This is a genomic window from Pseudoalteromonas sp. 1_2015MBL_MicDiv (genome assembly GCF_002407505.1).
Lineage (GTDB): Bacteria > Pseudomonadota > Gammaproteobacteria > Enterobacterales > Alteromonadaceae > Pseudoalteromonas > Pseudoalteromonas fuliginea.
On sequence record NZ_CP012737.1, the window covers coordinates 3,677,310 to 3,703,705 of the forward strand.

Genomic DNA, 26,396 nt, shown 5'->3' on the forward strand with positions numbered 1-26,396 from the left:
ATGAAAAAATTAGCACTCGCCTTAAGCTTTTTATTAAGCACGCCAGCAATGGCTATTGATGTTGAGCATACATCAACTCCAATTACTGTTGATGGCGTATCAGAAAGCGCATGGGATAAAGCCGCTTGGCACGACATGCCTTATCTAATGGATGGCACACTGCCATCAAACGATGCCGACTTTAAAGGGCGTTATCGTTTATTGTGGGATCAAAACTATTTATACCTACAAGCCGATATTGTGGATGATGTTCTAATAGATACACACGCAGATCCAACCTATAAATATTGGGATGACGATGCGCTTGAAGTATTTATTGATAGCGATGCATCGGGCGGTAACCATCAATTTAATCACACCGCATTGGCGTACCATATTGGCCTTGATAACCAAGCCGCCGATTACGGACCTGATAAAAAAGCCCATTTGTACACCGACCACCTAGTCAGTAACTGGAAGCGCAACACCACCGCGCCCTTTAACATCACCTGGGAAGTAGCGATAAAACTCTACCCTAATGATTATAAAGAAGGGGCTAAAAACACCCCTATTACACTTAGCGAAAAGCAAGTAATCGGCTTTATGCTAGCGTATTGCGATAACGATGGCAGCGACGTGCGCGAGCACTTTATGGGCTCACACGAAGTACAACCAGTAAATGGCGACAGAAACCGTGGTTTTATAGATGCAGACGTATTTGGCAAAATCACCCTACTCCCTAAAAAGTAAGTAACTACCAATAAAATAATTGAACACGTAGGTTGGGTTGAGCGCAGCGAAACCCAACGAAAAAATACCCTACCAACAAACACAGGGCTTTGCGCTATCGGTTTTTTACATTTGGCAAAATTAAATTCCGCAATTCACTAAAAGTAAAATGTGTCCTATTTATCAGTTTTTTACGTAACTTTTAATAACTTTAACGGCTTTAATCGATTCGTTTGATAATAATATCATTTCACCAGGGATTTCTTCTTCAGCTTCGTTCTCATCAGGCTTATTCCAACAGCCAGTACTCGTAGAGTCAAAAAAACATAACTCTTCTAAGCTTAAAGAAGCGAGCTTTAGTTTAATCTTGCTTACTAACACTTGATCGTTTTCGAAAATAGATACAGCAACCTTGCGAACCTTAGATTTTTTAATTTGCATTATAATATGCTCGTCTTGATCACCGAATCCCCAGCCATAAACCACCAAAGTTGAACTAAGTGAAGGTAAAACTTCATAGAAAATACGCTCAAAATAATTACAGCTTGAAATCGCTTCTAACTTATTATTTTTAGTTCCTTCGCATACAAAAGCTGGGGCTAAATTTTCCTGCTTCCATTTCAAAAGAATAGTCTCCAGTAAATTACTATTTTGATTACGAGTTGAAATTTTCCGCTCACTAGAAAAGCCACTACGATACAAAACTAGGTTCCCGTGTGGATAAAAATATAATGTAGCTCCTTGAGATTTATATGGTTTTTCTAATACTTCCCAGTCATTTCGAAATTCTCCATTTTGAAAACAGTCCTTAAACCACGTTCCTAAATTTCTATTTCCGTATTGCGCTGCCCAATAAACAATAAGGTCGTAGTTAAGAGAAATAACTTTATCAAAATGTTTCATAAATAAGTAGATTGGTTCTAAATGTGAACTTGCATCATCATATGATGCATGTGTTGATCGGACGGTTTGAATAAGTGCTTGGCGAACACATTCATAAGCTTCCTCAACCTCACCATGTGGTAATTCTAGCGCCTCATTCACAAGCATCGCCTGCCATAAACGCCTTAATACCAACTCAAAGTCTTTAACATCAAACTTTTCAAATACAGCTTTCACTTCTGGTGTTATATATTTACGTGCTACAGCCTCTTCATACAAAGAATGGTAATTAAAACATGTATTAACAGCTATACTTGCTCCATTGCCCAACAACAGGCTTCCCTGATGATAATCTTCTCTTATGTCATTCCATTGAACTATTTTCGGCATTAACTAAGTCCCTCGCGTTGATAGCTTGGTTTCTACTTCCATAGCTACTTAAAAATATACTCAATCTTTACCAGCATATAATAATGAAAACAATAAATATTTCATACTGAACACTAAAATAGAACGATAACCTATCTTTACCAACCCACCAAACACAAAAAAGCCGCTGTATTTTTCAATACAGCGGCTTTTAAAATCACTTCATTAAAATAAGGTGATTATGCTTTAGGTGCACGACCCGCACGTTTACGTTCGTTTTCTGTAAGGTGTTTTTTACGAATACGAATGTTTAGTGGAGTAACTTCAACTAGCTCGTCATCATCGATGAACTCAAGCGCTTGCTCAAGTGAGTAGTTAAGGTGTGGAGAAAGCGTTTGCGCTTCATCAGTACCAGATGCACGTACGTTAGTTAACTGTTTGCCTTTAAGGGCGTTAACTGTAAGGTCGTTATCACGGTTATGAATACCGATAACCATACCTTCGTATACTTCAACACCGTGACCGATGAATAAACGGCCGCGCTCTTGTAAGTTGAATAATGCGTTAGTAAGTGCTTTACCAGTTGCGTTTGCAATCATTACGCCGTTCTTACGAACACCGATGTCGCCACCTTTGTGAGGACCGTAATGATCGAACGTATGGTACATAAGACCAGAACCCGAAGTAAGCGTCATAAAATCAGTTTGGAAACCAATTAAACCACGGCTAGGGATCATGAAGTCTAAACGCATACGGCCTTTGCCATCTGGAGTCATGTTAGTAAGTTCACCTTTACGTAGGCCAACTTGTTCCATAACAGAACCTTGATGCTCGTCTTGACAGTCAATAGTCACTGTTTCAAACGGTTCTTCTAGAACGCCATCTACAGTACGTAAGATAACTTCTGGACGAGAAACTGAAAGCTCGTAACCTTCACGACGCATGTTTTCGATTAAGATACCTAGGTGTAATTCACCACGACCAGAAACACGGAAGCTATCTGGGCTAGCAGTATCTTCAACGCGAAGTGCTACGTTGTGTACTAATTCTTTGTCTAAACGCTCACGGATATTACGTGACGTTACAAACTTACCTTCTTTACCACAGAAAGGTGAGTTATTTACAGAGAATGTCATTGTTACAGTTGGCTCATCAACACTTAGTGGTGGTAATGCTTCAACGTTTCCTGGGAAACAAACTGTGTCAGAAATCTTAAGCTCACCAATACCTGTTACAGTTACGATGTTACCAGCGTAAGCTCTATCAGTTTCGATACGTTCAAGACCTAGGTAGCTTTGTACTGCGCCAATTTTACCATTACGTGTAGTGCCATCAGCACTGATAATAGTAACTTGTTGGTTAGGAGCAACAGAACCACGTTTAATACGACCAATACCAACTACACCAACATAAGAGTTGTAATCTAGTTGAGAAATTTGCATTTGGAAGTCACCTTCAGGATCTGCATCCGGTGGTGATACTTCTTCAACGATCATCTTGAACATAGGTTCCATGTTCTCTGATGGCTCGTCTAAATCTAGTGTTGCCCAGCCGTTGATTGCTGAAGCGTAGATTACTTTAAAGTCTAACTGTTCGTCAGTTGCGCCAAGGTTGTCGAATAAATCAAAGATTTGATCCATAACCCAATCAGGACGTGAACCTGGCTTATCAATTTTATTGATAACTACGATTGGCTTTAAGCCTTGCGCGAATGCCTTTTGCGTAACGAAACGCGTTTGTGGCATTGGACCTTCTTGAGCATCAACAAGTAATAATACTGAGTCAGCCATCGAAAGTACGCGTTCAACTTCACCACCGAAATCGGCGTGTCCCGGAGTATCTACGATATTGATATGGTAGTCGTTCCAAGAGATGGCTGTGTTTTTAGCCAAAATGGTAATACCACGTTCTTTCTCAATGTCGTTTGAGTCCATCACGCGCTCTTCGTTACCGCCGCGTGTTTCTAATGTACCTGATTGCTCAAGTAGTTTGTCAACCAGTGTTGTTTTACCGTGGTCAACGTGCGCGATAATCGCTATATTTCTTAACTTTTCGATGCTCATATATTTACTCAGAGAAATTAAATTCTCAATGATCCTGCAAGATCTACGCACTCATCTGCGTTTTCACGAGATGTCCAAGCATAGGATTTAAAAGGGCGCATATTATCCCTCATTAATGACATGGATGAAAGTTTATCCAATACAAATTTTAAAACTTTCTCAATACTTTCACTAAGTATCTGTTTTATATATGACAATTATATGAATTAAATTTCGATATTTTTTCGAAAAACAGCCATTTTGGCTATTTTTCCGATCTTTTTGGTACTCTTTTGCATTTAGTTTATGCTAATTTTAAGCGATTAAATTATCAGCAAATTGCACCGTGTAAATATTGCACCAAAAGGGATATTTTACGCACCAAACTAGTGCACCACTATACTGGATTTTATAACAACTTATTTTTTTTAATTTATAAACATGCAGTTATAAAAATGGCACAAAATCAGCTTAATAAATGCTAAAGCAATTATGCAGCAATAACAAAACCCCACACTTGGAGGACACATGTCACAATCGGTTTTAGATTTTATTAAAGAAAATGACGTTAAGTTCATTGATTTACGCTTTACTGACACTAAAGGTAAAGAACAACATGTTTCTATTCCTCATCATCAAGTTGATGAAGATTTTTTCGAAGACGGTAAAATGTTCGATGGTTCTTCAATCGCTGGTTGGAAAGGCATTAATGAGTCAGACATGGTTTTATTACCAGATGCAGACTCTATCAAATTAGACCCTTTCACAGAAGAAACAACACTAATTGTTCGTTGTGACGTTGTTGAACCTTCAACACTTCAAGGTTATGAACGTGACCCACGCTCAGTTGCTAAGCGTGCTGAAGATTACATGCGTTCAACTGGTATTGCAGACACTGTGTTATTTGGCCCAGAGCCAGAATTTTTCGTATTTGATGATGTTAAATACAAATCAGACATGTCTGGTTCTATGTATAAAATTGATTCTAAGCAAGCTGCTTGGAACTCAGATAAAGAATATGCAGATGGCAACACAGGTCACCGTCCAGGTGTTAAAGGCGGTTACTTCCCAGTTGCTCCAGTTGATGACTTCCAAGATTGGCGTTCAGCTACGTGTCTAGTGCTAGAAGAAATGGGCCAAGTAGTAGAAGCACATCACCACGAAGTAGCAACAGCAGGTCAAAACGAAATCGCTACTCGCTTTAATACAATGGTATTAAAGGCGGATGAAATTCAAGAAATGAAATATGTTATCCATAACATGGCTCACTTATACGGTAAAACAGCAACGTTTATGCCTAAGCCAGTTGTTGGTGATAACGGCTCTGGTATGCATTGTCACCAGTCACTTGCTAAAGATGGTGTAAACCTTTTTGCTGGTGATAAGTACGGCGGTCTTTCTGAAGATGCACTTTACTACATTGGCGGCATCATTAAGCATGCTAAAGCAATCAATGCTTTTGCAAATGCCTCTACTAACTCGTACAAGCGTTTAGTACCAGGTTTTGAAGCACCAGTTATGCTTGCATACTCTGCACGTAACCGTTCTGCATCAATTCGTATCCCAGTGGTTCCATCTGAAAAAGGTCGTCGTATTGAAGTACGCTTCCCAGATCCAACTGCTAACCCATACCTTGCTTTCTCAGCAATGCTTATGGCTGGCCTTGATGGTATCAAAAACAAGATCCACCCTGGCGATGCTATGGATAAAGATTTATACGACTTACCAGCTGAAGAAGCAGCAGAAATTCCAACGGTTGCAGCATCACTTGACGAAGCACTATCTGCACTTAGCGCAGACCGTGAATTCTTAACTCAAGGTGGTGTATTCACTGATGATTTAATTGATGCTTATATCTCACTTAAATCTAAAGAAGTTGAAAAACTTAACATGACAACTCACCCAGTTGAGTTTGAAATGTACTACAGCTGTTAATTAAGCTGTAAAAAACATGTGTGTTCTCAAGCCCGCTGCTCTGCGGGCTTTTTTAATGGTAAATCAAAGCAATCTCCACTAGAGTAAAGTTACTCTAAAACGCAGGACCGCCGAGTGAATAATTACATTTTATTACTAACAATTACTTTAGGATTAAGTAATTATGGCTATGCTGCTGAAAAAAAAATATACGCTTGGGAAGATAAAAATGGCGTGTTAGTGTTCTCAGATACACCGCACAAAGGCGCGACGGAGGTAAAGCTTACAAGTCAGCACCTTACAATGCCTGCGACCAATACTGATATTTTAAATAACCAACCTCAACCCCAAAAAGCAGCGTTTAACATTGCTATTTTGTCACCAGAGCATAATCAAACAATTCATGAAAATACAGGCACGGTATATGTTACCAGCCGTATAACACCACGGTTCGAAAGTGGGTTAACAATACAGCTGTTTGTTGATGGTCAAACACATGGCCCTGCTAGTCATGATTCAACCTTTGCTATAAAAGATGTTGAACGCGGTGAACATACATTGCAAGTAAAGCTGTTGAATAATAAAAACCAAATTATTGCCGTGAGCCAACCTTATGTGTTTTTTATGCGCAGAAAGGGCTTAATACCAATACACAATAATACTTGATCAATTTGAGGGCTTAAGCTTGACGCTAACTGTGTTAAAAATTTCTGATATAGAACAACTAAATAACGAATTTTTTGCCCTGTTATCGACACGGTTTTCATACCTCAAAATAGCTCACTTAATTAAGCAGATTGGTATAACATTCAAGAACTAAATTTAAGTTTAAAACTGAGGCGCAGCAGTGCATTTTATTGATATTAATTGCCTGCAAATATTAGCGCACTAAAATGGTGCAACTATGATTAATAATGAAATTTTCAGCCCAGAACTGCTTGACGCTATCTGGCAAAACCAAACAACAGCGGTCATGTTGCTCGATAAAAAATTTACTGTTGTTTATGCTAATACCAGTACGAGTGAGTTACTTGGCCTTGGTACTAAACGCTTGTTAGATCAACCTTTCGATAGCCTTTTTAATTACCATTCTATTGACTTGAAACGTATTGAACAGTATTCATTAATTGATGGCGTTGATTGCCAGCAACATAGAGCTGACGTGGTTTTTAGCGATTCTCGCCATGCCAAGGTAGCAGTCAGCTCAAGACAGCTTAAATTTAAAGACACGTTATATATATTATTAGAATGGCGCCAAACAGATGATGAAATAAAGCACGACCAAGCATCAAACCAAATGCATCAATATCAAGCTGCACGAAACTTAATTCGTGGCTTAGCGCACGAAATTAAAAATCCTTTAGGTGGAATTCGCGGAGCGGCGCAGTTATTGCAGTATGAAGTTGATCAACAAGAAAGAGACCAATGCGCTGAGCTTATCATTGAGCAAGCAGATAGATTGCGCGAATTAGTAGATAGGCTCTTAGGGCCAAATCAGCTACCGCAAAAGTCTTATGGCAATATTCATCAAACCCTAGAGTCGGTTGTCAGGCTAAGTACGTTAGATAATTGTTCTAATATTGGCTTAGTGAAGGATTATGACCCGAGTATTCCTGATGTATATATTGACCAAGGCAAAATACAACAAGTCGTATTAAACATTGTTCGAAATGCCCAACAGGCGCTCGTTGATGGCGGTGAAATAAAAATAAAAACCCGCATAAACCATCAACATCGTCGCCCAGGTAAAGCACCTAAAAAAGCCTTGTTGATCCAAATATCTGATAACGGACCAGGCATTGACCACAGCATACGCGAAACATTGTTCTACCCGATGATCACCAATAAAGAAGGTGGTTCAGGACTTGGACTTTCTATTGCGCAAACGCTTATTGATCAGCATGACGGCTATATTGAATGTGATAGCTGGCCTGGACATACTGAATTTAATATCTATCTGCCCTTTGCAGATTAATGTTTGGAGTTTGCATGAAAACAGTTTGGCTTGTAGATGATGATGCCTCAATTCGCTTTGTACTTGAAAAGGCACTTACCCGAGCAGGGTTTAACACGGAAAGCTTTGCTAATGCGCAAGATGTATTAAGTGCATTAAAGTTTAGCCAACCAGCTGTTTTGGTGTCTGATGTAAAAATGCCTGGCATGGATGGCATGGCTTTACTTGAGCTTATTGCAGAGCAAAACCCTGGGCTACCGGTTATTATAATGACCGCGCACTCAGATTTAGATTCGGCCGTTAATGCCTTTCAAAAAGGTGCTTTTGAGTATTTAGCTAAACCGTTTGATTTAAACGAAGCGGTTGCTCTTGTTGAAAGTGCATTTAGAGCAAACTCTACAAAAAAAACTAAACGTAAGCAGGCCCCACCTAAAAGTGCACACATAATTGGTGAAGCACCCGCTATGCAAGAGGTATTTAGAGCAATAGGTAAACTGTCAGCCTCTAGCATGAGTGTATTAATAAATGGTGAGTCTGGCACAGGCAAAGAACTGGTCGCCAGCGCCTTACATAATCATAGTCCACGTAAAGAAAATCAATTTATTGCACTTAACATGGCCGCAATTCCAAAAGAACTTGTTGAGTCAGAATTATTTGGCCACGAAAAAGGCGCATTTACGGGCGCTGATAGTGTGCGTAAAGGGCGTTTTGAACAAGCCAATGGCGGCACGCTTTTTTTAGATGAAATTGGTGATATGCCTCTTGATGTGCAAACACGTTTATTGCGCGTGCTTGCCGATGGTGAATTTTATCGTGTGGGCGGGCATCAAAGCATAAAGGTGGATGTACGCATTATTGCAGCTACGCATCAAAATCTGGAAGATTTAGTTAAACAAGGTAAATTTAGGGATGATTTATTTCATCGTTTAAACGTAGTACGCCTACGCTTGCCAGCTCTTCGGGAGCGCACTGAAGATATTGATCGCTTGTCGCAACATTTTTTGCACAAAAGCGCTAAAGACTTACAAGTAGAAAGCAAAGTACTCAGCCCTAAAGCAACAGAGCAGCTTAAACTCTTTAATTGGCCAGGTAATGTACGTCAGCTCGAAAATACGTGTCGTTGGCTTACTGTGATGGCGCCAGGTGAACTTGTTACAGAACAAGATTTACCACCTGAGATCCTTGATGCCTCGCCAATTCAAGAGGAAGGTGATTGGCTTGATGCATTTCAACAATGGCTTAACCACGAACTTAAACAAGGCAAAGAAAATATTTGGCCCGATATTCAAGCACAACTAGAAACTCGGCTAATAAAAACAGCTCTCGCCAATTGTTCTGGCCATAAACAAGATGCAGCTATAAAAATTGGCTGGGGACGCAACACGTTGACCCGTAAGTTAAAAGAGCGCAATATTAGCTAATTAAACGTGTCTAACAAATTTGGTTATTGATGAAGCTAATCGAACATATTCCATTATTCAAACAAATGGAAATTATAAACAGGCTACACTTTTTTAAAGAGTTTACGCTCAACGAACGTCAAATATTATTAGAATCGTTTGGCCTGTTGTATTTAGTTAACCAACAGCAATTTTTATTTAAGCAGTTTGATAACGACAAACATTTATACATTGTACTAAGTGGCGCCCTTTTAGTCTTTAAGCATAATCACTTATTAGAACTAGGTACTATTGAGCCCGGTGAATTTATAGGTGAAGGCGCCTTTATTGGTAACAGACAAAGAAGTACCAATGCCCAAGCTAAAAGCGACACTATCGTACTCGCTATAACTCCTGAAGCATTGACTCGTTTACCTAATGTTATACGTGAAAAAATTAAAGACCGTATTATCGAGGGCATGAGCGAACGAATTGCAAAACTAAGTGAGCATATAGAAACCCACGGTTAACTCTATCACTCAGTCCATATAAACAATTTGTAGTGAGCAATCAAGCCAGTTGGGGTTATTAACGTGAGCTGTAAACCTGTAAGTATCGGATGGTTTGGCGCCAAAGGGCGTATTTATAAGTGGTCGTGAGTGACTGTATGTTTGCGAATAATTTTTGTAATAAATGACAACGTAACCATATAAATACTCCCAACTCAGCCTAACTATTGCGCCACTTGGTAGTGTAAATTCAACATGTTCATTTGCAAATTTGACCGCTAAATCATTGTACTTGTCTTCGCTGCATTGAGTTGTTCGTAACTTTTTAGGCATAACAAAGGTTGTACCCGCCACTGCATTTTTTAGATAAAATCCTATATTGCCATCACCATAAAAATGATTTGAACGCGTTGAATAGTTAACTTGTGGCTCGTAACCTAGCCCCTGCATAATAGTAGCTAACTTCTCAGTCTCTTTTGGGTAAATTTTGTCACTTGATAAGAGTAATGTGGCTTCACTAAACTCTGATGGAATTGCCAGCTCAACATATTCATAAGGGAGCGATTGTGCTTTTAGCGCAGCATCGAGCTGATTGCGCTGTTCATCTTGCAAGTTTTCACTAAATACATACACGGTAGGTTGTTGGCACGCAGCTAATAGTAATGCCAACACACATATTAAAATTCCATTTTTCATAGCTACCCCTTTTTGATTACAATTGTAGTCTACTGAAGGTAACTATTTATGGCAATTTAATTTGTTTGGCTATCTAACCAAGCATCAACACTTTTGCGAGTATATAAAACTTCTTTAAACAAACGATGACGTTCAAATTCAAGTTTTGTTTTTCTCGTGGCATCACCACTAACTAAACGGCTATGGGTATCATTAAATTTTGAAATTACAGAAAAACCGCGCTCATCTTGATCAGCTTGCTTTTTTACAGAATTAGCAAGGTGCTCTCTAACATCGTCAGCAGTTAACATACCTGAATTATCTAATCCCATTAGCTCTTTTTTCATTGCTAATCTTACGCCCATTTCCTACTCCATTTAATGAAAAATATTTATTCCGCCAAAGTTTTAGCAATTAGCAGGCCATACGTAAAATTAACTGCTGCAAAGCTTAACCTTCAATTGCTTCAGTTTTTTTAAAGACAGACAAAATACATAAAAACTTTCATAACTATTTACCTATTACAATTAGCTAAAGTCACTTGCTTTGGTGCAAAAGTAGCTGCAAGCCTTTATACTAAAGCTTGTGCGTTACCCCACCGAGAGCAAATATGAACGAAGAATACATAGAAATAGAATTAGAAGAAGAGCCGATTGAGCTCTGTAAATTATTAAAAGTACTAAACTTAGTTGAAGGTGGCGGCCAAGCTAAAAACCTAATAACTGAAGGTTATGTGGGTGTTAACCATGAAATTTGTACAATTAAACGGAAAAAATTATACAGTGGTGATGTGTTAGAGTTTGATGGTGAGTTTTTTCAACTATCACTAAGTGCGGATGCAATCCCTGCAGAAAAACCTGCTGTACAAACTCACACTGAACCAAAGCCGGCGGTCTCTCAACCAACAGTTCAGCCTGCTAAAAGTAAGCGTAAGCGAACTAAAAAGCCAAAAGTAGATGACAAAACAGGACGTCGTCCTATTTCATTTGGTTAAGTGTTTAAAACCCCCTCTTTTTATATAAAAAGGCCAACTTATATAGTTGGCCTTTTTACTCTTCAATAACCTAGGGCGTGTTAGTAAATAATAAAAATAAGGTGGTTACATGCCTGTCAATACATCCCAACATTGGTTTAAACCTGCTGTATAGGCATTAACTCGTATGGAACTTACTTGGCGTTATTGTATTTTTATGCAGATGATGACTCCCAAGATGATAATTAAACCAACTATAAATCAACAAGCTGCGCATTCTAACATTCCTATTTAGTTAACCATTACATTTACTATTGCCGTATTAAGAGGCACTTTTGGCCGGTTTTACTTTGTGTGAGTGTTAAAGTTACGCAACAAGGCTGGTTACAGTAATTATACCAATTGCATTAAATTAGTGGGCTATTATAACGCTAAGAAAATAGCGTAATCACGAGGCGAAATTACGATATATAGTTGTTCTATAAAAATAATTTTTAACGCAGTGAGTGCGCTATTTAATGCGACAAAATGATCATTTTTTTAATCAAGTAGGTATCAGTATGGGCCGAATAACGTTTGGCCCCCTCCCTCTTTTAAATCATCCTTGAAAATAAAGTTTTCAGCATCATCTCTATCTTGGTAACTGTATAAATTTCGTTCTCTAAGTATGGTTTTTTACGCTGGTATGTACTTTGCAACTCAAGCACTACAGAGGTCACTCTTCAAAATATTTTTATAATTCATAAAGGGGCAAATAATGAATAATAGTTTCGACACCCAACATCAGCTCACAATTAATGGTGAGCAATACCATATTCATTCTCTAAAAGGACTTGGTGACAAAGCAAAACGATTGCCCTTTTCCTTAAAAGTATTACTCGAAAACCTCCTTCGTAACGAAGATGGCGCAAACATTAAAGAACGAGACATTCAAGCTCTGCTTAATTGGGATCCTCAAGCAAAACCAGCATCTGAAGTTGCCTTTACCCCCGCTCGTGTTGTTATGCAAGATTTTACAGGCGTACCCGCTATTGTAGATTTAGCCGCAATGCGTGACGCAATGGAAAAATTAGGCGGAGATCCTGCAAAAATAAATCCGTTATCACCTGCTGAACTTGTTATTGACCATTCGGTACAGGTAGATGGCTATGGTAACGAGGGTGCTTTCGATTTAAATGCAAAGCTTGAATACGACCGAAATAAAGAACGTTACGAATTTTTGCGTTGGGGGCAAACCGCTTTTGATAATTTAAAAGTAGTGCCACCCGCAACCGGTATTGTTCACCAAGTAAACCTAGAATATTTAGCGCGCGTTGTTTTTAATGAAGAGCGCGACGGCAAAAAATTCGCTTACCCAGATACGCTTGTAGGGACTGACTCTCACACCACCATGATTAATGGCTTAGGTGTGCTTGGTTGGGGTGTAGGCGGTATTGAAGCCGAAGCAGCAATGCTTGGGCAGCCAATTAGCTTACTCATCCCACAAGTAGTGGGTATGAAGCTAAGCGGCCGCCTACCTGAAGGGACCACCGCAACTGATTTAGTATTAACAGTAACAGAGATATTACGTAATCATGGTGTAGTGGGTAAATTTGTCGAGTTTTATGGCGACGGTCTTGCCGATTTACCACTCGCTGATAGAGCAACCATAGCTAACATGGCACCAGAGTACGGCGCTACGTGTGGTATTTTTCCGATTGATGATGAAACTATTAACTATCTTCGCTTAACAAACCGCGATGAGAAGCAACTTAAACTCATTGAAGATTACGCTAAGCACCAAGGCTTATGGCGTAACGATGGCGACGAAGCTAATTACACCGACACACTCGAGCTTAAATTAGATGATGTTGTACCAAGCCTTGCAGGACCTAAACGTCCTCAAGACAGAATTGCCTTAAATGAGGCTGGCAAAGTTATTAGCGAGCATTTAAAAGGCTTTCAAGATGAGCGTATGGCTCGTCGTGATAAAAGCGATGAAGAACAAGCTCGTATCGAAAGTGAAGGGCCGGCAACAAACCCCGATGAACCTGTTGATGAAGCGCAATTTATGGGCGTCGCTAAAGTTAAATTTAAAGGGCAAGAGTTTGAGCTAAACGATGGCGCATGTGTTATTGCCGCCATAACCAGTTGTACTAACACCTCGAACCCGAGTGTAATTTTAGCCGCAGGTTTGGTCGCTAAAAAAGCGAAGCAATTAGGTATTAATGTAAAACCTTGGGTTAAAACATCCCTTGCACCTGGCTCTAAAGTAGTTACCGACTACTTAGAAAAAGCAGGCTTGATGGGTGACCTAGAAAGTCTAGGCTTTAACTTAGTTGGCTATGGCTGTACGACGTGTATTGGTAATTCAGGGCCACTTGCAACTGAAATATCAGACGCGATTCAAAAACATAAATTGGTAGTGAGCTCTATTTTATCGGGTAACCGTAACTTTGAAGGGCGTATTCACCAAGATGTTAAGATGAACTTTTTAGCGTCTCCTCCGCTTGTTGTTGCATACGCTATTGCAGGTAGAACAGATATTGACGTATACAACGAACCTCTAGCTCAAGATCCTAACGGCAACGATATTTACCTTAAAAACATTTGGCCAAGCGTTAAAGAGGTTAGTGACTTAGTTAAAGAAACAGTGACTAAAGAAATGTTCGCAAGAAGCTACGCTAACGTTTATGAAGGTGACAGCCGCTGGCAGCAAATTCAAATACCTGATGGTAAACTTTATGATTGGGACGATGCATCAACCTACATTAAAAAAGCACCCTTTTTTGATGGCATGAAAGTAGAACCACCGGGCATTCCGACGATTGAAGGTGCGCGCTGTCTAGCTAAGCTTGGGGATTCAGTAACCACTGACCATATTTCCCCGGCGGGCGCTATTAAAGCAGATGCACCAGCAGGTTTATACCTGCAAAAAAACGGCGTAGATAAAGGCCAGTTTAACTCGTACGGTTCACGCCGTGGTAATCACGAAGTAATGATGCGCGGTACTTTCGCCAACGTTCGCCTTAAAAACTTATTAGCACCGGGAACTGAAGGCGGTGTAACACGTACCCAGCCAGAAAATGACTTAGCAAGTATTTATGATGCAGCTATGGAGTATCAAAAAAACGGAACTCCGTTAATTATCTTGGCCGGTAAAGAGTACGGTACGGGATCATCTCGCGACTGGGCAGCTAAAGGTTCTCTTTTATTAGGCGTTAAAGCGGTTGTAGCGCAAAGCTATGAGCGAATTCATCGCTCTAACTTAATTGGTATGGGTGTATTACCGCTGCAATTTAAAGAAGGTGAAAGCTACGAGTCACATGGGTTAACAGGGCAAGAGCAATTTGATATTGATGGCTTGTATGATAAAACCGATGAAGTCACCGTTATTGCAACCAATGCTGAAGGTAAAAAAGTTAGCTTAAGTGCCGATGTACGTATTGATACCCCTAAAGAGTGGGATTACTACAAACACGGCGGCATTTTACAATATGTACTGCGTAATATGCTCGATTAAGCAAAGTATGTTTTAAAAATAACAAAGGCCTCCCTTTTAATAAAGGGAGGCCTTTTTGTGACTGGCCATACATTAATTGTATCGAGCTACTTTACTGTTGAGCATGATATTAAGGGGATAATGGTCGCGGCTGCATATATTGCTATAGGGGTACTATTGCCACTTCGACAAAGATATATTTAACCATATTATTCATGGAAGCCGAGAAACGTTATCGCGACGTGCCTATAAAAACCTTAGCTTTATTATAGACCGCTTAAGCTATTAATTTCTTTGTTACGTTTTTCAAGTTTATCTTGTACGCTCCCTGCATCTTCAAATAACTTTTGAACAGAATCAGGATCTAAAATACTTATTGTTTCTGATGCTGCTGACATACTTGATACTTTTGGAGTGTTATTTAAAATAGACGTATCTTCTGCGGCAATAACTGTAATATCTTTTGGATTGAGTTTAACCTCAATGCTTTTTGCATGCGGATTTGGCGTGTCTGAAAAATGCCATTGACCTGTGTCATCTTGCCATTTAAAAATTTTACTATTTGAGGCTGTAGAGCTCACTATTTTTTCGCTTGCTTGCTTTACGTTATGTACAGCATTATCAAATGTATTACCGGTGAGCGTCGCTATTTTTTCTTTAATATGATGCGACTTGTCACTCATTGATGACACTGAAAGCCATGTTTTACCATCGGGCTTTTTTAAATAAAATAAAGATATGAGCGCAATAGTCATGATTGATATTGCTAAATAGGCAAAGTATTTCATAGCGTTCCTGCTTTAAATTAATCCTTTATCCTTTGAGTCTAATTAAAAATACTTAATCCGGCAATTTTTTCACAATAAAAAAGCAGCCGAAGCTGCATTTTTATTTTCGATTTAGCTATACGTGTGCCGCGTTAAATACCATCGCCATCAATGTGTAACCCACACTCACGATTTAAACCAAAGAAACGAGTTTCTTCTTCTGTCATACCCGGCTCTAATTTACGCGTAGTGTGTACATCTCCCATCGACACATAACCTTGCTCCCATAATGGATGATAAGGTAAGTCATGCTTAGTAAGATACTGATACACATCGCGATTCGACCATTCAATAATCGGGTACACTTTAACTGTGCCACGACTAATTTCTACAAACTGTTTATCTGCACGTGTAGATGATTGATCGCGTCTTAAGCCACTAAACCAAGTACCCGCTTCTATTTCTTTTAACGCACGGGTCATTGGCTCTACTTTATTAAGCTGATTATATTGCTTAATTCCACCTTCGCCTTGCTCCCATAATTTACCAAATTTAGCCTCCTGCCATGCAGGACTAAGCTGTGCTCTATACACCTTTAAATTAAGTGATAAGCGCTCGCTCATTTGCTCAATAAACTGATACGTTTCAGGAAACAAATAACCTGTATCGGTTAATACAACAGGAATATCAGGACGCTGTGAGGTCATTAGATGCAGCATTACCGCTGCTTGAATACCAAAGCTAGATGATAAAAAGGCCGTATCAGGTAAGTTATCAAGCGCCCACGCAACGCGCTGCTCTGCGCTCATATTTGCTAGTAAACCATTAGCATCAGCTAACATAGCCGCTTGGCTTTGTTTATCTAGCTGTAAAATGTTTTTAAATTCACTCATGGTAAATTCCAAACCTCACCAGCGCTTAGCGCTGGTATTTAATTAAGCGTGAAAATCGGTTACTGATACTTTTACTTCAGCAACAATGCCTTTGCGAATAACAAAGTCACCAAAACACTCACCGTCGTTGCGCTCTTTAGCCCACTGGCCAATTAGCTTATCGAATGCGTCTAGGTAAACATCTTCGCCTACGTTCTCAAGGTACAATTTAGGAATACGTGTGCCTTCTAAATTACCACCTAAGTAAACGTTGTACTTACCAGGACCTTTACCTACTAAACCAGCTTCAGCAAGCATTGCGCGGCCACAGCCGTTCGGGCAACCTACAACGCGCATAATAATGCTGTCATCTGGTATACCGTGCTTTGCAAGTAATGCTTCAGTTTTTTCTACTAGGCTTGGTAAGTAACGCTCTGCTTCGGCCATTGCAAGTGGGCACGTTGGCAGTGAAACACACGCCATTGAATTTTTACGCTGCTGCGAATCGGTGTCATCAATTAAGCCATGACTACGGGCGATTTCTTCAATTACCGCTTTTTGATCTGCAGGCACACCGGCAATAATTAAGTTTTGATTAGCCGTCATGCGCATATCACCTTGGTGAATTTCAGCGATTTTACGACAACCGGTTTTAAGCGGTTTGTCTGGGTAGTCTAAAATACGACCGCTTTGAATAAATAATGTTAAGTGGTGCTTACCATCAATGCCTTCAACCCAACCAATACGATCGCCACGATGAGTAAACTCAAACGGGCGACTTGGCGCAAACGTAACGCCTGAACGCGCTTCTACTTCAGCTTTAAACACATCAACGCCTACTCGGTCTAATGTGTATTTAGTTTTTGCATTTTTACGATTTGAACGATTACCCCAATCGCGCTGCACAGATACAACATGCTCTGCAATTTTTAAGGTATCTTCTAGCGGTATAAAACCAAAGTCATCGGCTTTACGCGGATAAGTTGCTGTATCGCCGTGCGTCATGGCAAGGCCACCGCCCACTAATACGTTAAAACCAACAAGCTTGCCGTTATCAGCAATAGCCACAAAGTTTAAATCGTTAGCGTGTATATCAACTTCGTTATTAGGCGGAATTGTTATCGTTGTTTTAAACTTACGCGGTAAATAGTTAGATCCTAAAATTGGCTCTTCTGTGGTTTGCGCTTTTTCTCCATTTAACCAAATTTCGGCATACGCTTTTGTTTTTGGTAATAAATGTTCAGAAATCTTTGTAGCCCAATCGTAAGCCTCTTGATGTAGCTCAGACTCAACTGGGTTAGTAGTACAAAGCACATTACGGTTAACATCACCTGCGGTAGCAATAGAGTCTATGCCCACGCTATCAAGCATTTGGTGCATGCCTTTGATGTTTGGCTTTAGCACACCATGAAACTGAAACGTTTGACGCGTTGTTAAACGGATGCTGCCGTAGCTTGTTTTTTCATCAGCAAACTTATCAATTGCTAACCACTGCTCTGGCTTGATAATACCGCCAGGCATACGTGCACGTAACATTACATTATGTAGGGGCTCTAGCTTTTGCTTAGCACGCTCACCACGTATATCACGGTCATCTTGTTGGTACATACCGTGAAAACGTATTAGCTGAAAGTTATCAGCGGTAAAGCCACCGGTAATTTCGTCTTTTAAATCTTGTTCTATGGTGCCACGTAAAAAGTTACTTTCTCTTTTCAAACGCTCGTTATCAGAAAGCTTTACGTTTTTATCTTGTTCGCTCATTTTAAATCCTAAATTTGTTACAGTGACGGCTGTTAGCTGTTAAATAAAATAAGAAACGTGATTAATACACGTCTTTCTGATAGCGGTTTGCGCTACGCAAATCTTTTAAGTATTGCTCTGCGTCTTCATCGCTCTTGCCTGTGTTTTCTTTGATGATATCGACCAAGGCGCTGTGTACATCTTTTGCCATGCGATTTGCATCACCACAAATGTAAAAATGAGCGCCAGCTTCTAACCATTCAAACACGTCTTTACTGTTACTGCGCAACTTGTCTTGCACGTATACTTTTTCGGCTTGGTCGCGGCTAAATGCAACATCTACTTTATTAAGTAGGCCCGATTTTAAATAACCCTGTATTTCTACTTGGTATAAAAAGTCTTGAGTGAAATGTGGGTTACCAAAAAACAACCAATTTTTACCTTGTGCTTCACGCGAATCACGCTCTTGTAAAAATGCACGGAACGGCGCAATGCCCGTACCTGGGCCAACCATGATCACCGGTGTATCATCGTTAATTGGTAGGCGGAAATTGTCGTTATGTTCGCTAAATACTTTAACTTTACAGCCTTCTTCAGCTCGGCGAGTTAAGTAACCCGAACAACCACCTAAGTGCTCACTATCAAACGCATCAAACTCAACTAAGCCTAGAGTTAAATGCACTTCGTCTTCAACCTCTGCTTGGCTAGATGCAATTGAGTACAAGCGAGCTTGCAGCTTACGTAGGCAACCGACTAATGTTTGCGCATCAATTTTTGCTGGATTTTGGCGAATTACATCAAATATCTGGCGAGGTTCAATATACGCACGCATTGCAGCTTTATCTTCCACAAGCTTTAATAATTCAGGCGTACCTGTTGCTGTTGCGTATTTTTCTACAAAACCTGGGTATGACTGAGTCAGCTCTAGTTTTTCAATAAGTGCGCCGCGTACGCTTAGCTCTTCATCACCTACTTTTACAATGCTTGCTGCATCTATTTGAGTGAGTGTAAGTACTTCATCAACTAATACATCGTCATTTAAAAAGTACACACCTAATGAATCACCTGGTGTATAAGTAATGTCTGAACCTTCAAGTGAAATTTCAACGTGGCGTACATCTTTGGTTGAGTCGCGACCGGTAATTTTTTGAACTGTTAAAAGCTCTGCTTCAAATGGGTTTTGCTTTGTGTATTGGCTTGCTGCAGACGTTGGTGCGCCAAATGGCATTGATCCTACTTGCCCCGAAGTGGCGCCTTGCTGCGCTTTTAAATCTGGCTCAAATGCATCAAGTGCACCGGCGATCCATGTTGCAGCTTCATCTTCGTAATCTACATCTAAATCAGCACGTTGATATATAGTTTGTGCACCAAGTTTATTTAAGCGCTCTTCAAAGTCTTTTGCTGTTTGACAGAAAAACTCATAGCTAGAATCACCCAAACCAATAACGGCTATTTTTACATCGTCTAGTTTTGGCGCTTTTTTAGTGGCTAAAAATTCATGTAGTGTTTCACCGTCTTCAGGAGGCTCACCCTCACCATAAGTAGACACAACGACAGTTAAAAACTTTTCTTTTTTCAGGGCTGTTGGTTTGTAATCAGACATGCTAACCAATTTAACTGCTAGGCCTCGTGATTCGGCCTGCTCTTTCATTTTGGTAGCGACACCTTTTGCATTACCCGTTTGCGAACCATATAAAATAGTTAGTGCTGCAGAATCGCCATTAGCCTGTGCGCCTGAAATAGGAGCTCCTAGCGCAGCTGAATTAGCATTAGCAGCTAAGTAACCACTTACCCACGCTTGTTGAATTGGATTAAGTTCAGCCACTAAACCTTGCAGCTTCTGTACTTGCTCTTGCGATAGCGGACTTGCCGCAGCATTTAGTTGACCTAACAACATGAATCGATTCCCCATAACCCTGAAAATTAAACACAATACACTTTATGTATTGTTAAAAAATGAGTTTTACCTCATCCAGAGTGTATCTGTTGAGGTTTTCTAAGTATGTAGGATAACGGGGTCTGCATAGATAAAAAAAGAATAGAATCTGCTTTGATATTCCATTTAGTTATTAATTTATAAAATTACCTTCAAAAACAGATTAAAGACTTATTATTGCTTTTTATCGAATTTTAAATTAACAATTTTGTAACTAAACTAATATAAGGTATATTCTTCATTCAAAATAAAAAATAGGAATACTCATGTCATACGGGACATATAAAAACAAACTACTTAGTACGGCTTTATTACTCGGCTCACTGCCAGTAATGGCCAATGTAGCTAATGGTAGCTTTGAACAGTGGTCAGGAAATACACCTGCATCATGGACTACTATAGATAGCGGTATTAACTTATCACGCTCAACTAGCACAGTGAAAAGCGGTAGTAGCTCTGCTGCTGTAAATGTAACAACTGGTTCGCAAAGTAACACGGATTTACTACAGCAAATTGCTGTTGAAGCAGGTCAAACTTACGATTTTTCTGCTGATATTTACCATACGGAAGGTAAAATTAAAGCCCGTTTGTATGTCGATGGTTACCAAGGCTATTCAAATGAGGCGCAAACGAATCAATGGCAAAAAATCAGCCATAGCTACACAGCAAGTAGCAGCAAAACAATTAACGTGGGTCTGCGTTTTTATGATGTTAGTGGATTTGACGGTAGCGAAATTGTCTACGTAGATAATTTTTTACCAAATAGCGATGGTGGCTCATCAACAAGCTGTTCTGACAATAGCCTTACCCTAACGCTTAATACCGATAATTATGGCAGCGAAACAAGTTGGTCTATTAATAATAGTCAAGGTAGTTCAATTGCTAACGGTGGTGGTTATGAGTCAAACACTCAGTATGATGAACAAATATGCTTAACTGATGGGGCATATACGCTTGTAATTAGTGATAGTTATGGTGATGGCATGTGTTGCTCTACTGGTAATGGTAGCTATACACTTAAGCAAGGCTCTATCACTCTTGCCAGCGGTGCGAGCTTTAGCAATACAGACAGCTCAGCTTTTGAGTTAGGAAATTCTGGCACAGAACCTGGTGATGGCTCTGGCGGAACTAATCCAACACCCACTGGTTATTATGTAACGACACAGGGCTTAACTGGCTATGCGCTGAAAACTGAGCTTTATAATATTACTAAAGATCATAATGCACAGGGTTATTCGGCGATTTGGAATTTTTATGATTCATCAGCACGTGATAAATACTTTGAAAACGATAATAGTATTTTAGATATGTATAGTGAAAAGCCAAACGGTTCAGACAGCTATAACTATACAGCCGTGAGCGATCAGTGCGGTAACTATAGTGGAGAAGGCGACTGTTACAACCGTGAGCATTCATTCCCGAAAAGTTGGTTTGGCGGCACTATTGAACCTATGAACTCAGATGTTCACCATATTTACGCAACCGATGGTTATGTAAACTCAAAGCGTAGTAACTATCCATTTGGTGAAGTATCAAGTGCTTCATTTACATCCACTAACGGCAGCAAATTAGGTTCAGCTAAAAGCTCATTAAACTACTCAGGCACTGTATTTGAGCCTATTGATGAATTTAAAGGTGACTTTGCACGTGCTTATTTTTATATGGCAACGCGCTACGAAAATATTATTGGCTCTTGGCAAACTAAAACAACTTCAAGCGATGCAGTACTTAACGGCTCAAACAATCAAGTATTTGAAAGCTGGGTTGTTGCTATGCTGCTAAAATGGCACAACAGTGACCCTGTGAGCCAAATGGAGTTAGATCGCAACCAAGCCGCTTATGAATTTCAAGGTAATCGTAATCCATATATCGACCATCCTGAATTTGTAGAGATGATTTGGTAATAGCGAATAAACAAAGTAAGAGCCTCAGCATTTTCTGAGGCTTTTTTATTACCCACTATTGAAAGACCACATTACTGCCATCCTTAGTACTAAAACCGCTTTCTCCAAAAGTAATAAGTAGACTTTGCCGATTATGCACTACAACAACTTGCTTAGCTGAATACATTGATAACTTATAACCAACGTTAACCAATAGTCCTGAAAGCAACGTAAGTTCAGCACTCGTAAATGGTTTTCGCTTATTGTTATTAGCCCAATCTAGAGCGTTTATCGTAAATATATTCGGTGATTTAAAAGAGTGCTGAACTAATTTCACAATATTTTGTATCTGCTCGATAGATGGCTGGTATTGAGTAATCCCTAAGCTTAATAAATAACTTTGAATGGTATACATATCACTTATTACTAAAATAAAAAACACATCATAAAAGCTCAAGTTAAGTTGAGGTAAAGCACTTTAAATAACTTAACCTGAACTCTGGTTAAGAGATTTACTAACGTATTAAATCATGGTGATATTTAAATTTATTTCTCTAGCTAGAGATTTTCAGTGAAAACAAGACGAATTTACGCGCCAATAGCTGCCTATTGTAGGTAAATTCAACGCAGTTAGCGCTGAAAGTAGCTGCTCGAGATAAATTTATTATCCAGAGTTTAGGTTAACTTATATAAAAACTAGAGCGTGTTTATCTTTCGAGGTTGAATTTTCAGCTTTAGGCAAGGCGAAAATATATAGAGAGCAACGAAATGCTGGCCGATTAGAAAATCGTATTTTATTGGTATTCCTCGTTATATGTTTTTGTCACACTATTAATAAGTCTGCTTCTATATAAGCTTTTTCTAAAAAAGAAAGTATAAAATCAATTACGAATATTTTAACTACATTTAATATCTATTCGTGACGTTCTTTATATGATGCGAACAACTCAATGCTTTACGATTCGCGACACTCTTTTAGTTTCAGATTTCGTAATTATTCGACCCAGATTATACCAATCTACTTATATATGGGGTCTATTTAACGTTAAGAAAATTAAGCAAGAACTAGGCAAAAATTTTATCTAGTTGTTCTAAATAAAAATTTTAACGACGTTATAGTCGTAATTTAACTCGTTAAATTGCTCAAAGATTTATGTCAGTTGGAATTATGACTTTTAAAATTGACAGTGCCTTAAACACAAAAAGCCCCAGCTAATGCCGGGGCTTTTTTACAAAACTAATTTAATTAAAAAATTAAGCTAGTTTTGGACTAGAAATAACGTCTACTAAAGTCCAAGATTTATTCTTAGAAATTGGTGCGCATTCACGGATAGTAACTACGTCACCCGCTTTTGCTGTGTTATTTTCGTCATGTACGTGTAACTTAGTCGTACGTTTAATGAATTTCCCATAGATTGGGTGCTTCACGTAACGTGCGATAGCGATAGTGAAAGATTTTTCCATCTTGTCGCTGATTACACGGCCTTGAAGAGTACGAATTTTATCGCTCATTATTGACCTGCCTTCTGGTTAATAACTGTTTTTACACGCGCGATATCGCGGCGTACTGTTCTTAGCGTGTGTGTCTGAGCCAACTGACCAGTACTAGCTTGCATGCGCATATTAAATTGCTCACGAAGTAGTCCTAGAAGTTCAGCATTAAGCTCTTCTACGCTTTTGTCTTTTAGTTCGCTAGCTTTCATCACATTACCGTCCGAGTTACGAAAGTTGTTTTGAATGGCAGTTTACGAGCAGCAAGGTCAAACGCTTCACGAGCAAGCTCTTCTGAAACACCTTCCATTTCGTAAAGTACTTTACCAGGCTGAATTTCAGCAACCCAATATTCAACAGAACCTTTACCTTTACCCATACGAACTTCAAGAGGTTTTTCTGTAATCGGTTTGTCAGGGAAGACACGAATCCAGATTTTACCTTGACGTTTCACGTGACGCGTCATAGCACGACGAGCTGCTTCGATTTGACGAGCAGTCATACGGCCACGGCCAGTTGCTTTCAATCCGAAAGTACCGAAGCTTACTTTGTTACCGTTTTGCGCTAAACCGCGGTTGCGGCCTTTGTGCATTTTACGGAATTTTGTACGTTTTGGCTGTAACATTACTCGCTACCTCTACTTAGCACTTTTCTTGGCTTTCTTTGGTGCGCGTTTAGCTGGCTTCTCTTGCTCTTGTACTAGTGGTAAACCACCAATAACTTCGCCTTTGAAGATCCAAACTTTAACACCAATGATACCATAAGTGGTTAAGGCTTCAGAAGTTGCGTAATCGATATCAGCACGAAGAGTATGTAGAGGTACACGACCTTCACGATACCATTCTGAACGTGCGATTTCAGCGCCGCCAAGACGACCGCTAACTTCAACTTTAATCCCTTTAGAACCGATGCGCATTGCATTTTGTACCGAACGCTTCATAGCGCGACGGAACATAACACGACGCTCTAGTTGAGAGGCAATGCCGTCTGCTACTAGTTGTGCATCTAGTTCTGGTTTACGTACTTCAGAGATATTAATCTGAGCAGGTACACCAGCGATTTTAGTTACCGCTTGACGTAATTTTTCTACGTCTTCGCCTTTTTTACCGATAACAACACCCGGACGAGCCGTATGGATTGTTACACGGATTGATTTTGCTGGACGCTCAATAACGATTTTAGACACAGAAGCCGTTTTCAATTCCTTAGTAAGGAATGTACGAACTTTGTGATCGCCAAAAAGCTGTGCAGAGAAATCTTTTGAACTCGCGTACCAGGTAGAAACCCAAGGTTTAGATATACCTAGGCGAATACCAGTAGGATGAACTTTTTGTCCCATTACTTATACTCCTAGCTATCTGAAACCATAACAGTGATATGGCTTGTACGCTTAAGGATGCGGTCTGCGCGTCCTTTAGCACGAGGCATAATACGCTTCATTGTAGGACCATCGTCCACAAAGATCGTTGTTATGCGAAGCTCATCAATGTCAGCACCTTCGTTATGCTCTGCGTTAGCAATAGCAGACTCAAGTACTTTCTTAACTAATACAGCGGCTTTCTTAGGGCTGTACGCCAGGATTTCTAGTGCGCGATCGACAGGTAACCCGCGGATCTGATCTGCAACTAGACGTGCTTTTTGCGCCGAACCAGAGGCGAATTTATGTTTAGCTAATGCTTGCATTTATCTTCCCCTCTTATCGTTTCTTCGCTTTCTTATCCGCAGCATGGCCACGGTAAGTGCGAGTTGGTGCAAATTCACCTAGTTTGTGACCGATCATTTCGTCAGAAACGAAAACTGGTACGTGCTGGCGACCATTATGGACAGCAATGGTCAATCCGATCATGTTAGGTATGATCATTGAACGACGGCTCCAAGTTTTAATTGGCTTTTTCTCACCGCTTTCCAAAGCTTTCTCTACCTTCTTCAGCAAGTGTAGGTCTATAAAAGGACCCTTCTTGAGAGAGCGTGGCATGGCTATTCCTCAATATTACTTAGTACGACGACGTACTATAAATTTATCCGTACGCTTGTTCTTACGCGTCTTCGCACCTTTAGTCGGCTTACCCCATGGAGACACAGGATGACGACCACCAGATGTACGACCTTCACCACCACCGTGTGGGTGATCTACCGGGTTCATGGCAACACCACGAACTGTCGGACGAATACCACGCCAGCGATTTGCACCTGCTTTACCAAGTGAACGAAGCATATGCTCAGCATTGCCTACTTCACCTAGAGTCGCACGACAATCAGATTCAACTTTACGAACTTCGCCTGAACGAAGACGTAATGTTACATACTGACCATCACGAGCAAGGATTTGAACGTATGCACCAGCAGAACGTGCGATTTGAGCACCTTTACCTGGTTTTAATTCTACGTTGTGAACAGTCGAACCTACAGGCATATTACGCATTGGTAATGCATTACCAGGTTTGATTGGTGCATCAACACCAGACTGGATTGCATCGCCAGCTTTTAAGCCTTTTGGTGCGATAATGTAACGACGCTCACCGTCTGCATATAATACAAGAGCGATGTTTGCGCTACGATTTGGATCGTATTCTAAACGTTCAACAGTGGCTGGAATGCCATCTTTAGTACGTTTAAAATCGATTAAACGGTAATGTTGTTTATGACCACCACCGATATGACGAACCGTAATACGACCATTGTTATTACGACCACCTGATTTAGAGTTTTTCTCTAAAAGTGGTGCGTATGGCTTACCCTTATGTAGATCTGGGTTAACCACTTTAACTAGGTGACGACGGCCCGCAGAAGTAGGCTTACACTTTTGAAGTGCCATAATTCT

The 26,396-nt window shown here is 39.9% G+C and carries 25 protein-coding genes; 9 read left to right on the top strand and 16 right to left on the bottom strand.

The genetic code is table 11. The features are described 5' to 3' along the window. A complete protein-coding gene (locus tag AOR04_RS16460) occupies positions 1-729 on the top strand; it encodes a CBM9 family sugar-binding protein (RefSeq protein WP_096793930.1) in 729 nt (242 codons plus the stop codon). 162 nt (positions 730-891) lie between these two features. Here AOR04_RS16460 and AOR04_RS16465 read toward each other — a convergent pair whose 3' ends face one another. Further along, positions 892-1,980 (bottom strand): DUF4917 family protein, encoded by a 1,089-nt coding sequence (locus AOR04_RS16465; protein WP_096793931.1) that lies wholly within the window; start codon positions 1,978-1,980, stop codon positions 892-894. A gap of 218 nt (positions 1,981-2,198) precedes the next feature. Further along, entirely contained in the window at positions 2,199-4,022 is a 1,824-nt protein-coding gene (gene typA, locus AOR04_RS16470; RefSeq protein ID WP_096793932.1) for a translational GTPase TypA, read from the bottom strand. Between the two features lie 507 nt (positions 4,023-4,529). Here typA and glnA point away from each other — a divergent pair. The 5 genes from glnA (at position 4,530) to AOR04_RS16500 (ending at position 9,778) form a co-directional block, all read left to right on the top strand. Then, positions 4,530-5,936: a glutamate--ammonia ligase gene (gene glnA / locus AOR04_RS16480; RefSeq protein ID WP_007376208.1), complete on the top strand. Its 1,407-nt coding sequence runs from the start codon at positions 4,530-4,532 to the stop codon at positions 5,934-5,936. Between the two features lie 114 nt (positions 5,937-6,050). Further along, complete coding sequence (locus AOR04_RS16485) at positions 6,051-6,581, top strand: DUF4124 domain-containing protein (protein WP_096793934.1); 531 nt, start codon at positions 6,051-6,053, stop codon at positions 6,579-6,581. Positions 6,582-6,819: 238 nt separating this feature from the next. Further along, complete coding sequence (glnL, locus tag AOR04_RS16490) at positions 6,820-7,890, top strand: nitrogen regulation protein NR(II) (RefSeq protein ID WP_008133339.1); 1,071 nt, start codon at positions 6,820-6,822, stop codon at positions 7,888-7,890. A gap of 14 nt (positions 7,891-7,904) precedes the next feature. Further along, entirely contained in the window at positions 7,905-9,290 is a 1,386-nt protein-coding gene (gene ntrC, locus AOR04_RS16495) for a nitrogen regulation protein NR(I) (protein WP_008133337.1), read from the top strand. A 29-nt stretch (positions 9,291-9,319) separates the two neighbouring features. Beyond that, on the top strand, positions 9,320-9,778 hold the full coding sequence (locus AOR04_RS16500; protein WP_008133336.1) for a Crp/Fnr family transcriptional regulator: 459 nt from the start codon (positions 9,320-9,322) through the stop codon (positions 9,776-9,778). A 9-nt stretch (positions 9,779-9,787) separates the two neighbouring features. Here the strand turns inward: AOR04_RS16500 and AOR04_RS16505 are convergent, their stop codons facing one another. Both AOR04_RS16505 and AOR04_RS16510 read right to left on the bottom strand, forming a co-directional pair. Then, complete coding sequence (locus tag AOR04_RS16505) at positions 9,788-10,453, bottom strand: hypothetical protein (protein ID WP_096793935.1); 666 nt, start codon at positions 10,451-10,453, stop codon at positions 9,788-9,790. A gap of 56 nt (positions 10,454-10,509) precedes the next feature. After that, entirely contained in the window at positions 10,510-10,797 is a 288-nt protein-coding gene (locus tag AOR04_RS16510) for a hypothetical protein (RefSeq protein ID WP_007582180.1), read from the bottom strand. Between the two features lie 245 nt (positions 10,798-11,042). On the opposite strand from AOR04_RS16510, the gene AOR04_RS16515 reads away from it, so the two are divergent. Together AOR04_RS16515 and acnA are read left to right on the top strand one after the other, a co-directional pair. After that, positions 11,043-11,426, top strand: a complete 384-nt coding sequence (locus AOR04_RS16515) for an RNA-binding S4 domain-containing protein (protein ID WP_008133330.1) — start codon at positions 11,043-11,045, stop codon at positions 11,424-11,426. A gap of 736 nt (positions 11,427-12,162) precedes the next feature. After that, positions 12,163-14,907: an aconitate hydratase AcnA gene (gene acnA, locus AOR04_RS16520; protein ID WP_096793936.1), complete on the top strand. Its 2,745-nt coding sequence runs from the start codon at positions 12,163-12,165 to the stop codon at positions 14,905-14,907. Between the two features lie 245 nt (positions 14,908-15,152). On the opposite strand, the gene AOR04_RS16530 is transcribed toward acnA, so the two are convergent. The 4 genes from AOR04_RS16530 to AOR04_RS16545 form a co-directional block, all read right to left on the bottom strand. After that, positions 15,153-15,674, bottom strand: a complete 522-nt coding sequence (locus AOR04_RS16530) for a DUF4124 domain-containing protein (RefSeq protein ID WP_007376199.1) — start codon at positions 15,672-15,674, stop codon at positions 15,153-15,155. 131 nt (positions 15,675-15,805) lie between these two features. Then, entirely contained in the window at positions 15,806-16,546 is a 741-nt protein-coding gene (locus tag AOR04_RS16535; protein WP_033029261.1) for a phosphoadenylyl-sulfate reductase, read from the bottom strand. A gap of 42 nt (positions 16,547-16,588) precedes the next feature. After that, on the bottom strand, positions 16,589-18,286 hold the full coding sequence (cysI, locus tag AOR04_RS16540) for an assimilatory sulfite reductase (NADPH) hemoprotein subunit (RefSeq protein WP_096793937.1): 1,698 nt from the start codon (positions 18,284-18,286) through the stop codon (positions 16,589-16,591). Between the two features lie 61 nt (positions 18,287-18,347). Continuing rightward, entirely contained in the window at positions 18,348-20,162 is a 1,815-nt protein-coding gene (locus AOR04_RS16545; protein ID WP_096793938.1) for an assimilatory sulfite reductase (NADPH) flavoprotein subunit, read from the bottom strand. A gap of 305 nt (positions 20,163-20,467) precedes the next feature. On the opposite strand from AOR04_RS16545, the gene AOR04_RS16550 reads away from it, so the two are divergent. Continuing rightward, positions 20,468-22,105: an endonuclease gene (locus AOR04_RS16550; protein WP_096793939.1), complete on the top strand. Its 1,638-nt coding sequence runs from the start codon at positions 20,468-20,470 to the stop codon at positions 22,103-22,105. 55 nt (positions 22,106-22,160) lie between these two features. Here the strand turns inward: AOR04_RS16550 and AOR04_RS16555 are convergent, their stop codons facing one another. From AOR04_RS16555 to rplB, 8 genes are all read right to left on the bottom strand, one after another. Further along, complete coding sequence (locus tag AOR04_RS16555) at positions 22,161-22,499, bottom strand: hypothetical protein (RefSeq protein WP_150115546.1); 339 nt, start codon at positions 22,497-22,499, stop codon at positions 22,161-22,163. Between the two features lie 839 nt (positions 22,500-23,338). Then, positions 23,339-23,596 carry a 30S ribosomal protein S17 gene (gene rpsQ / locus AOR04_RS16560; protein ID WP_007376193.1) on the bottom strand — a complete coding sequence of 86 codons (258 nt, stop codon included), beginning with the start codon at positions 23,594-23,596 and terminating at the stop codon, positions 23,339-23,341. Next, positions 23,596-23,787 carry a 50S ribosomal protein L29 gene (rpmC, locus tag AOR04_RS16565; RefSeq protein ID WP_002957889.1) on the bottom strand — a complete coding sequence of 64 codons (192 nt, stop codon included), beginning with the start codon at positions 23,785-23,787 and terminating at the stop codon, positions 23,596-23,598. Before rpmC ends, rpsQ begins: the two co-directional genes overlap by 1 nt. Then, positions 23,787-24,200, bottom strand: a complete 414-nt coding sequence (gene rplP, locus AOR04_RS16570) for a 50S ribosomal protein L16 (RefSeq protein ID WP_002957890.1) — start codon at positions 24,198-24,200, stop codon at positions 23,787-23,789. The genes rpmC and rplP overlap by 1 nt, the downstream gene beginning before the upstream one ends. Before the next feature lie 12 nt (positions 24,201-24,212). Beyond that, positions 24,213-24,914, bottom strand: a complete 702-nt coding sequence (gene rpsC / locus AOR04_RS16575; protein ID WP_002957891.1) for a 30S ribosomal protein S3 — start codon at positions 24,912-24,914, stop codon at positions 24,213-24,215. 11 nt (positions 24,915-24,925) lie between these two features. Continuing rightward, positions 24,926-25,258, bottom strand: a complete 333-nt coding sequence (rplV, locus tag AOR04_RS16580; RefSeq protein WP_002957892.1) for a 50S ribosomal protein L22 — start codon at positions 25,256-25,258, stop codon at positions 24,926-24,928. A gap of 13 nt (positions 25,259-25,271) precedes the next feature. Continuing rightward, positions 25,272-25,550, bottom strand: coding sequence for a 30S ribosomal protein S19 (gene rpsS, locus AOR04_RS16585; RefSeq protein WP_004588689.1), 279 nt, complete (start codon positions 25,548-25,550; stop codon positions 25,272-25,274). Positions 25,551-25,565: 15 nt separating this feature from the next. Next, positions 25,566-26,390 (bottom strand): 50S ribosomal protein L2, encoded by an 825-nt coding sequence (rplB, locus tag AOR04_RS16590; RefSeq protein ID WP_007376192.1) that lies wholly within the window; start codon positions 26,388-26,390, stop codon positions 25,566-25,568. Positions 26,391-26,396: the final 6 nt, after the last annotated feature.

Excerpts from the sequence above, each read along its gene's own strand:
- AOR04_RS16460 (WP_096793930.1), top strand. The coding sequence starts at position 1 with ATGAAAAAATTAGCACTCGCCTTAAGCTTTTTATTAAGCACGCCAGCA.
- AOR04_RS16465 (WP_096793931.1), bottom strand. The coding sequence starts at position 1,980 with ATGCCGAAAATAGTTCAATGGAATGACATAAGAGAAGATTATCATCAG.
- typA (WP_096793932.1), bottom strand. The coding sequence starts at position 4,022 with ATGAGCATCGAAAAGTTAAGAAATATAGCGATTATCGCGCACGTTGAC.
- glnA (WP_007376208.1), top strand. The coding sequence starts at position 4,530 with ATGTCACAATCGGTTTTAGATTTTATTAAAGAAAATGACGTTAAGTTC.
- glnL (WP_008133339.1), top strand. The coding sequence starts at position 6,820 with ATGATTAATAATGAAATTTTCAGCCCAGAACTGCTTGACGCTATCTGG.
- ntrC (WP_008133337.1), top strand. The coding sequence starts at position 7,905 with ATGAAAACAGTTTGGCTTGTAGATGATGATGCCTCAATTCGCTTTGTA.
- AOR04_RS16500 (WP_008133336.1), top strand. The coding sequence starts at position 9,320 with ATGAAGCTAATCGAACATATTCCATTATTCAAACAAATGGAAATTATA.
- AOR04_RS16505 (WP_096793935.1), bottom strand. The coding sequence starts at position 10,453 with ATGAAAAATGGAATTTTAATATGTGTGTTGGCATTACTATTAGCTGCG.
- AOR04_RS16510 (WP_007582180.1), bottom strand. The coding sequence starts at position 10,797 with ATGGGCGTAAGATTAGCAATGAAAAAAGAGCTAATGGGATTAGATAAT.
- AOR04_RS16515 (WP_008133330.1), top strand. The coding sequence starts at position 11,043 with ATGAACGAAGAATACATAGAAATAGAATTAGAAGAAGAGCCGATTGAG.
- acnA (WP_096793936.1), top strand. The coding sequence starts at position 12,163 with ATGAATAATAGTTTCGACACCCAACATCAGCTCACAATTAATGGTGAG.
- AOR04_RS16530 (WP_007376199.1), bottom strand. The coding sequence starts at position 15,674 with ATGAAATACTTTGCCTATTTAGCAATATCAATCATGACTATTGCGCTC.
- AOR04_RS16535 (WP_033029261.1), bottom strand. The coding sequence starts at position 16,546 with ATGAGTGAATTTAAAAACATTTTACAGCTAGATAAACAAAGCCAAGCG.
- cysI (WP_096793937.1), bottom strand. The coding sequence starts at position 18,286 with ATGAGCGAACAAGATAAAAACGTAAAGCTTTCTGATAACGAGCGTTTG.
- AOR04_RS16545 (WP_096793938.1), bottom strand. The coding sequence starts at position 20,162 with ATGTTGTTAGGTCAACTAAATGCTGCGGCAAGTCCGCTATCGCAAGAG.
- AOR04_RS16550 (WP_096793939.1), top strand. The coding sequence starts at position 20,468 with ATGTCATACGGGACATATAAAAACAAACTACTTAGTACGGCTTTATTA.
- AOR04_RS16555 (WP_150115546.1), bottom strand. The coding sequence starts at position 22,499 with ATGTATACCATTCAAAGTTATTTATTAAGCTTAGGGATTACTCAATAC.
- rpsQ (WP_007376193.1), bottom strand. The coding sequence starts at position 23,596 with ATGAGCGATAAAATTCGTACTCTTCAAGGCCGTGTAATCAGCGACAAG.
- rpmC (WP_002957889.1), bottom strand. The coding sequence starts at position 23,787 with ATGAAAGCTAGCGAACTAAAAGACAAAAGCGTAGAAGAGCTTAATGCT.
- rplP (WP_002957890.1), bottom strand. The coding sequence starts at position 24,200 with ATGTTACAGCCAAAACGTACAAAATTCCGTAAAATGCACAAAGGCCGC.
- rpsC (WP_002957891.1), bottom strand. The coding sequence starts at position 24,914 with ATGGGACAAAAAGTTCATCCTACTGGTATTCGCCTAGGTATATCTAAA.
- rplV (WP_002957892.1), bottom strand. The coding sequence starts at position 25,258 with ATGCAAGCATTAGCTAAACATAAATTCGCCTCTGGTTCGGCGCAAAAA.
- rpsS (WP_004588689.1), bottom strand. The coding sequence starts at position 25,550 with ATGCCACGCTCTCTCAAGAAGGGTCCTTTTATAGACCTACACTTGCTG.
- rplB (WP_007376192.1), bottom strand. The coding sequence starts at position 26,390 with ATGGCACTTCAAAAGTGTAAGCCTACTTCTGCGGGCCGTCGTCACCTA.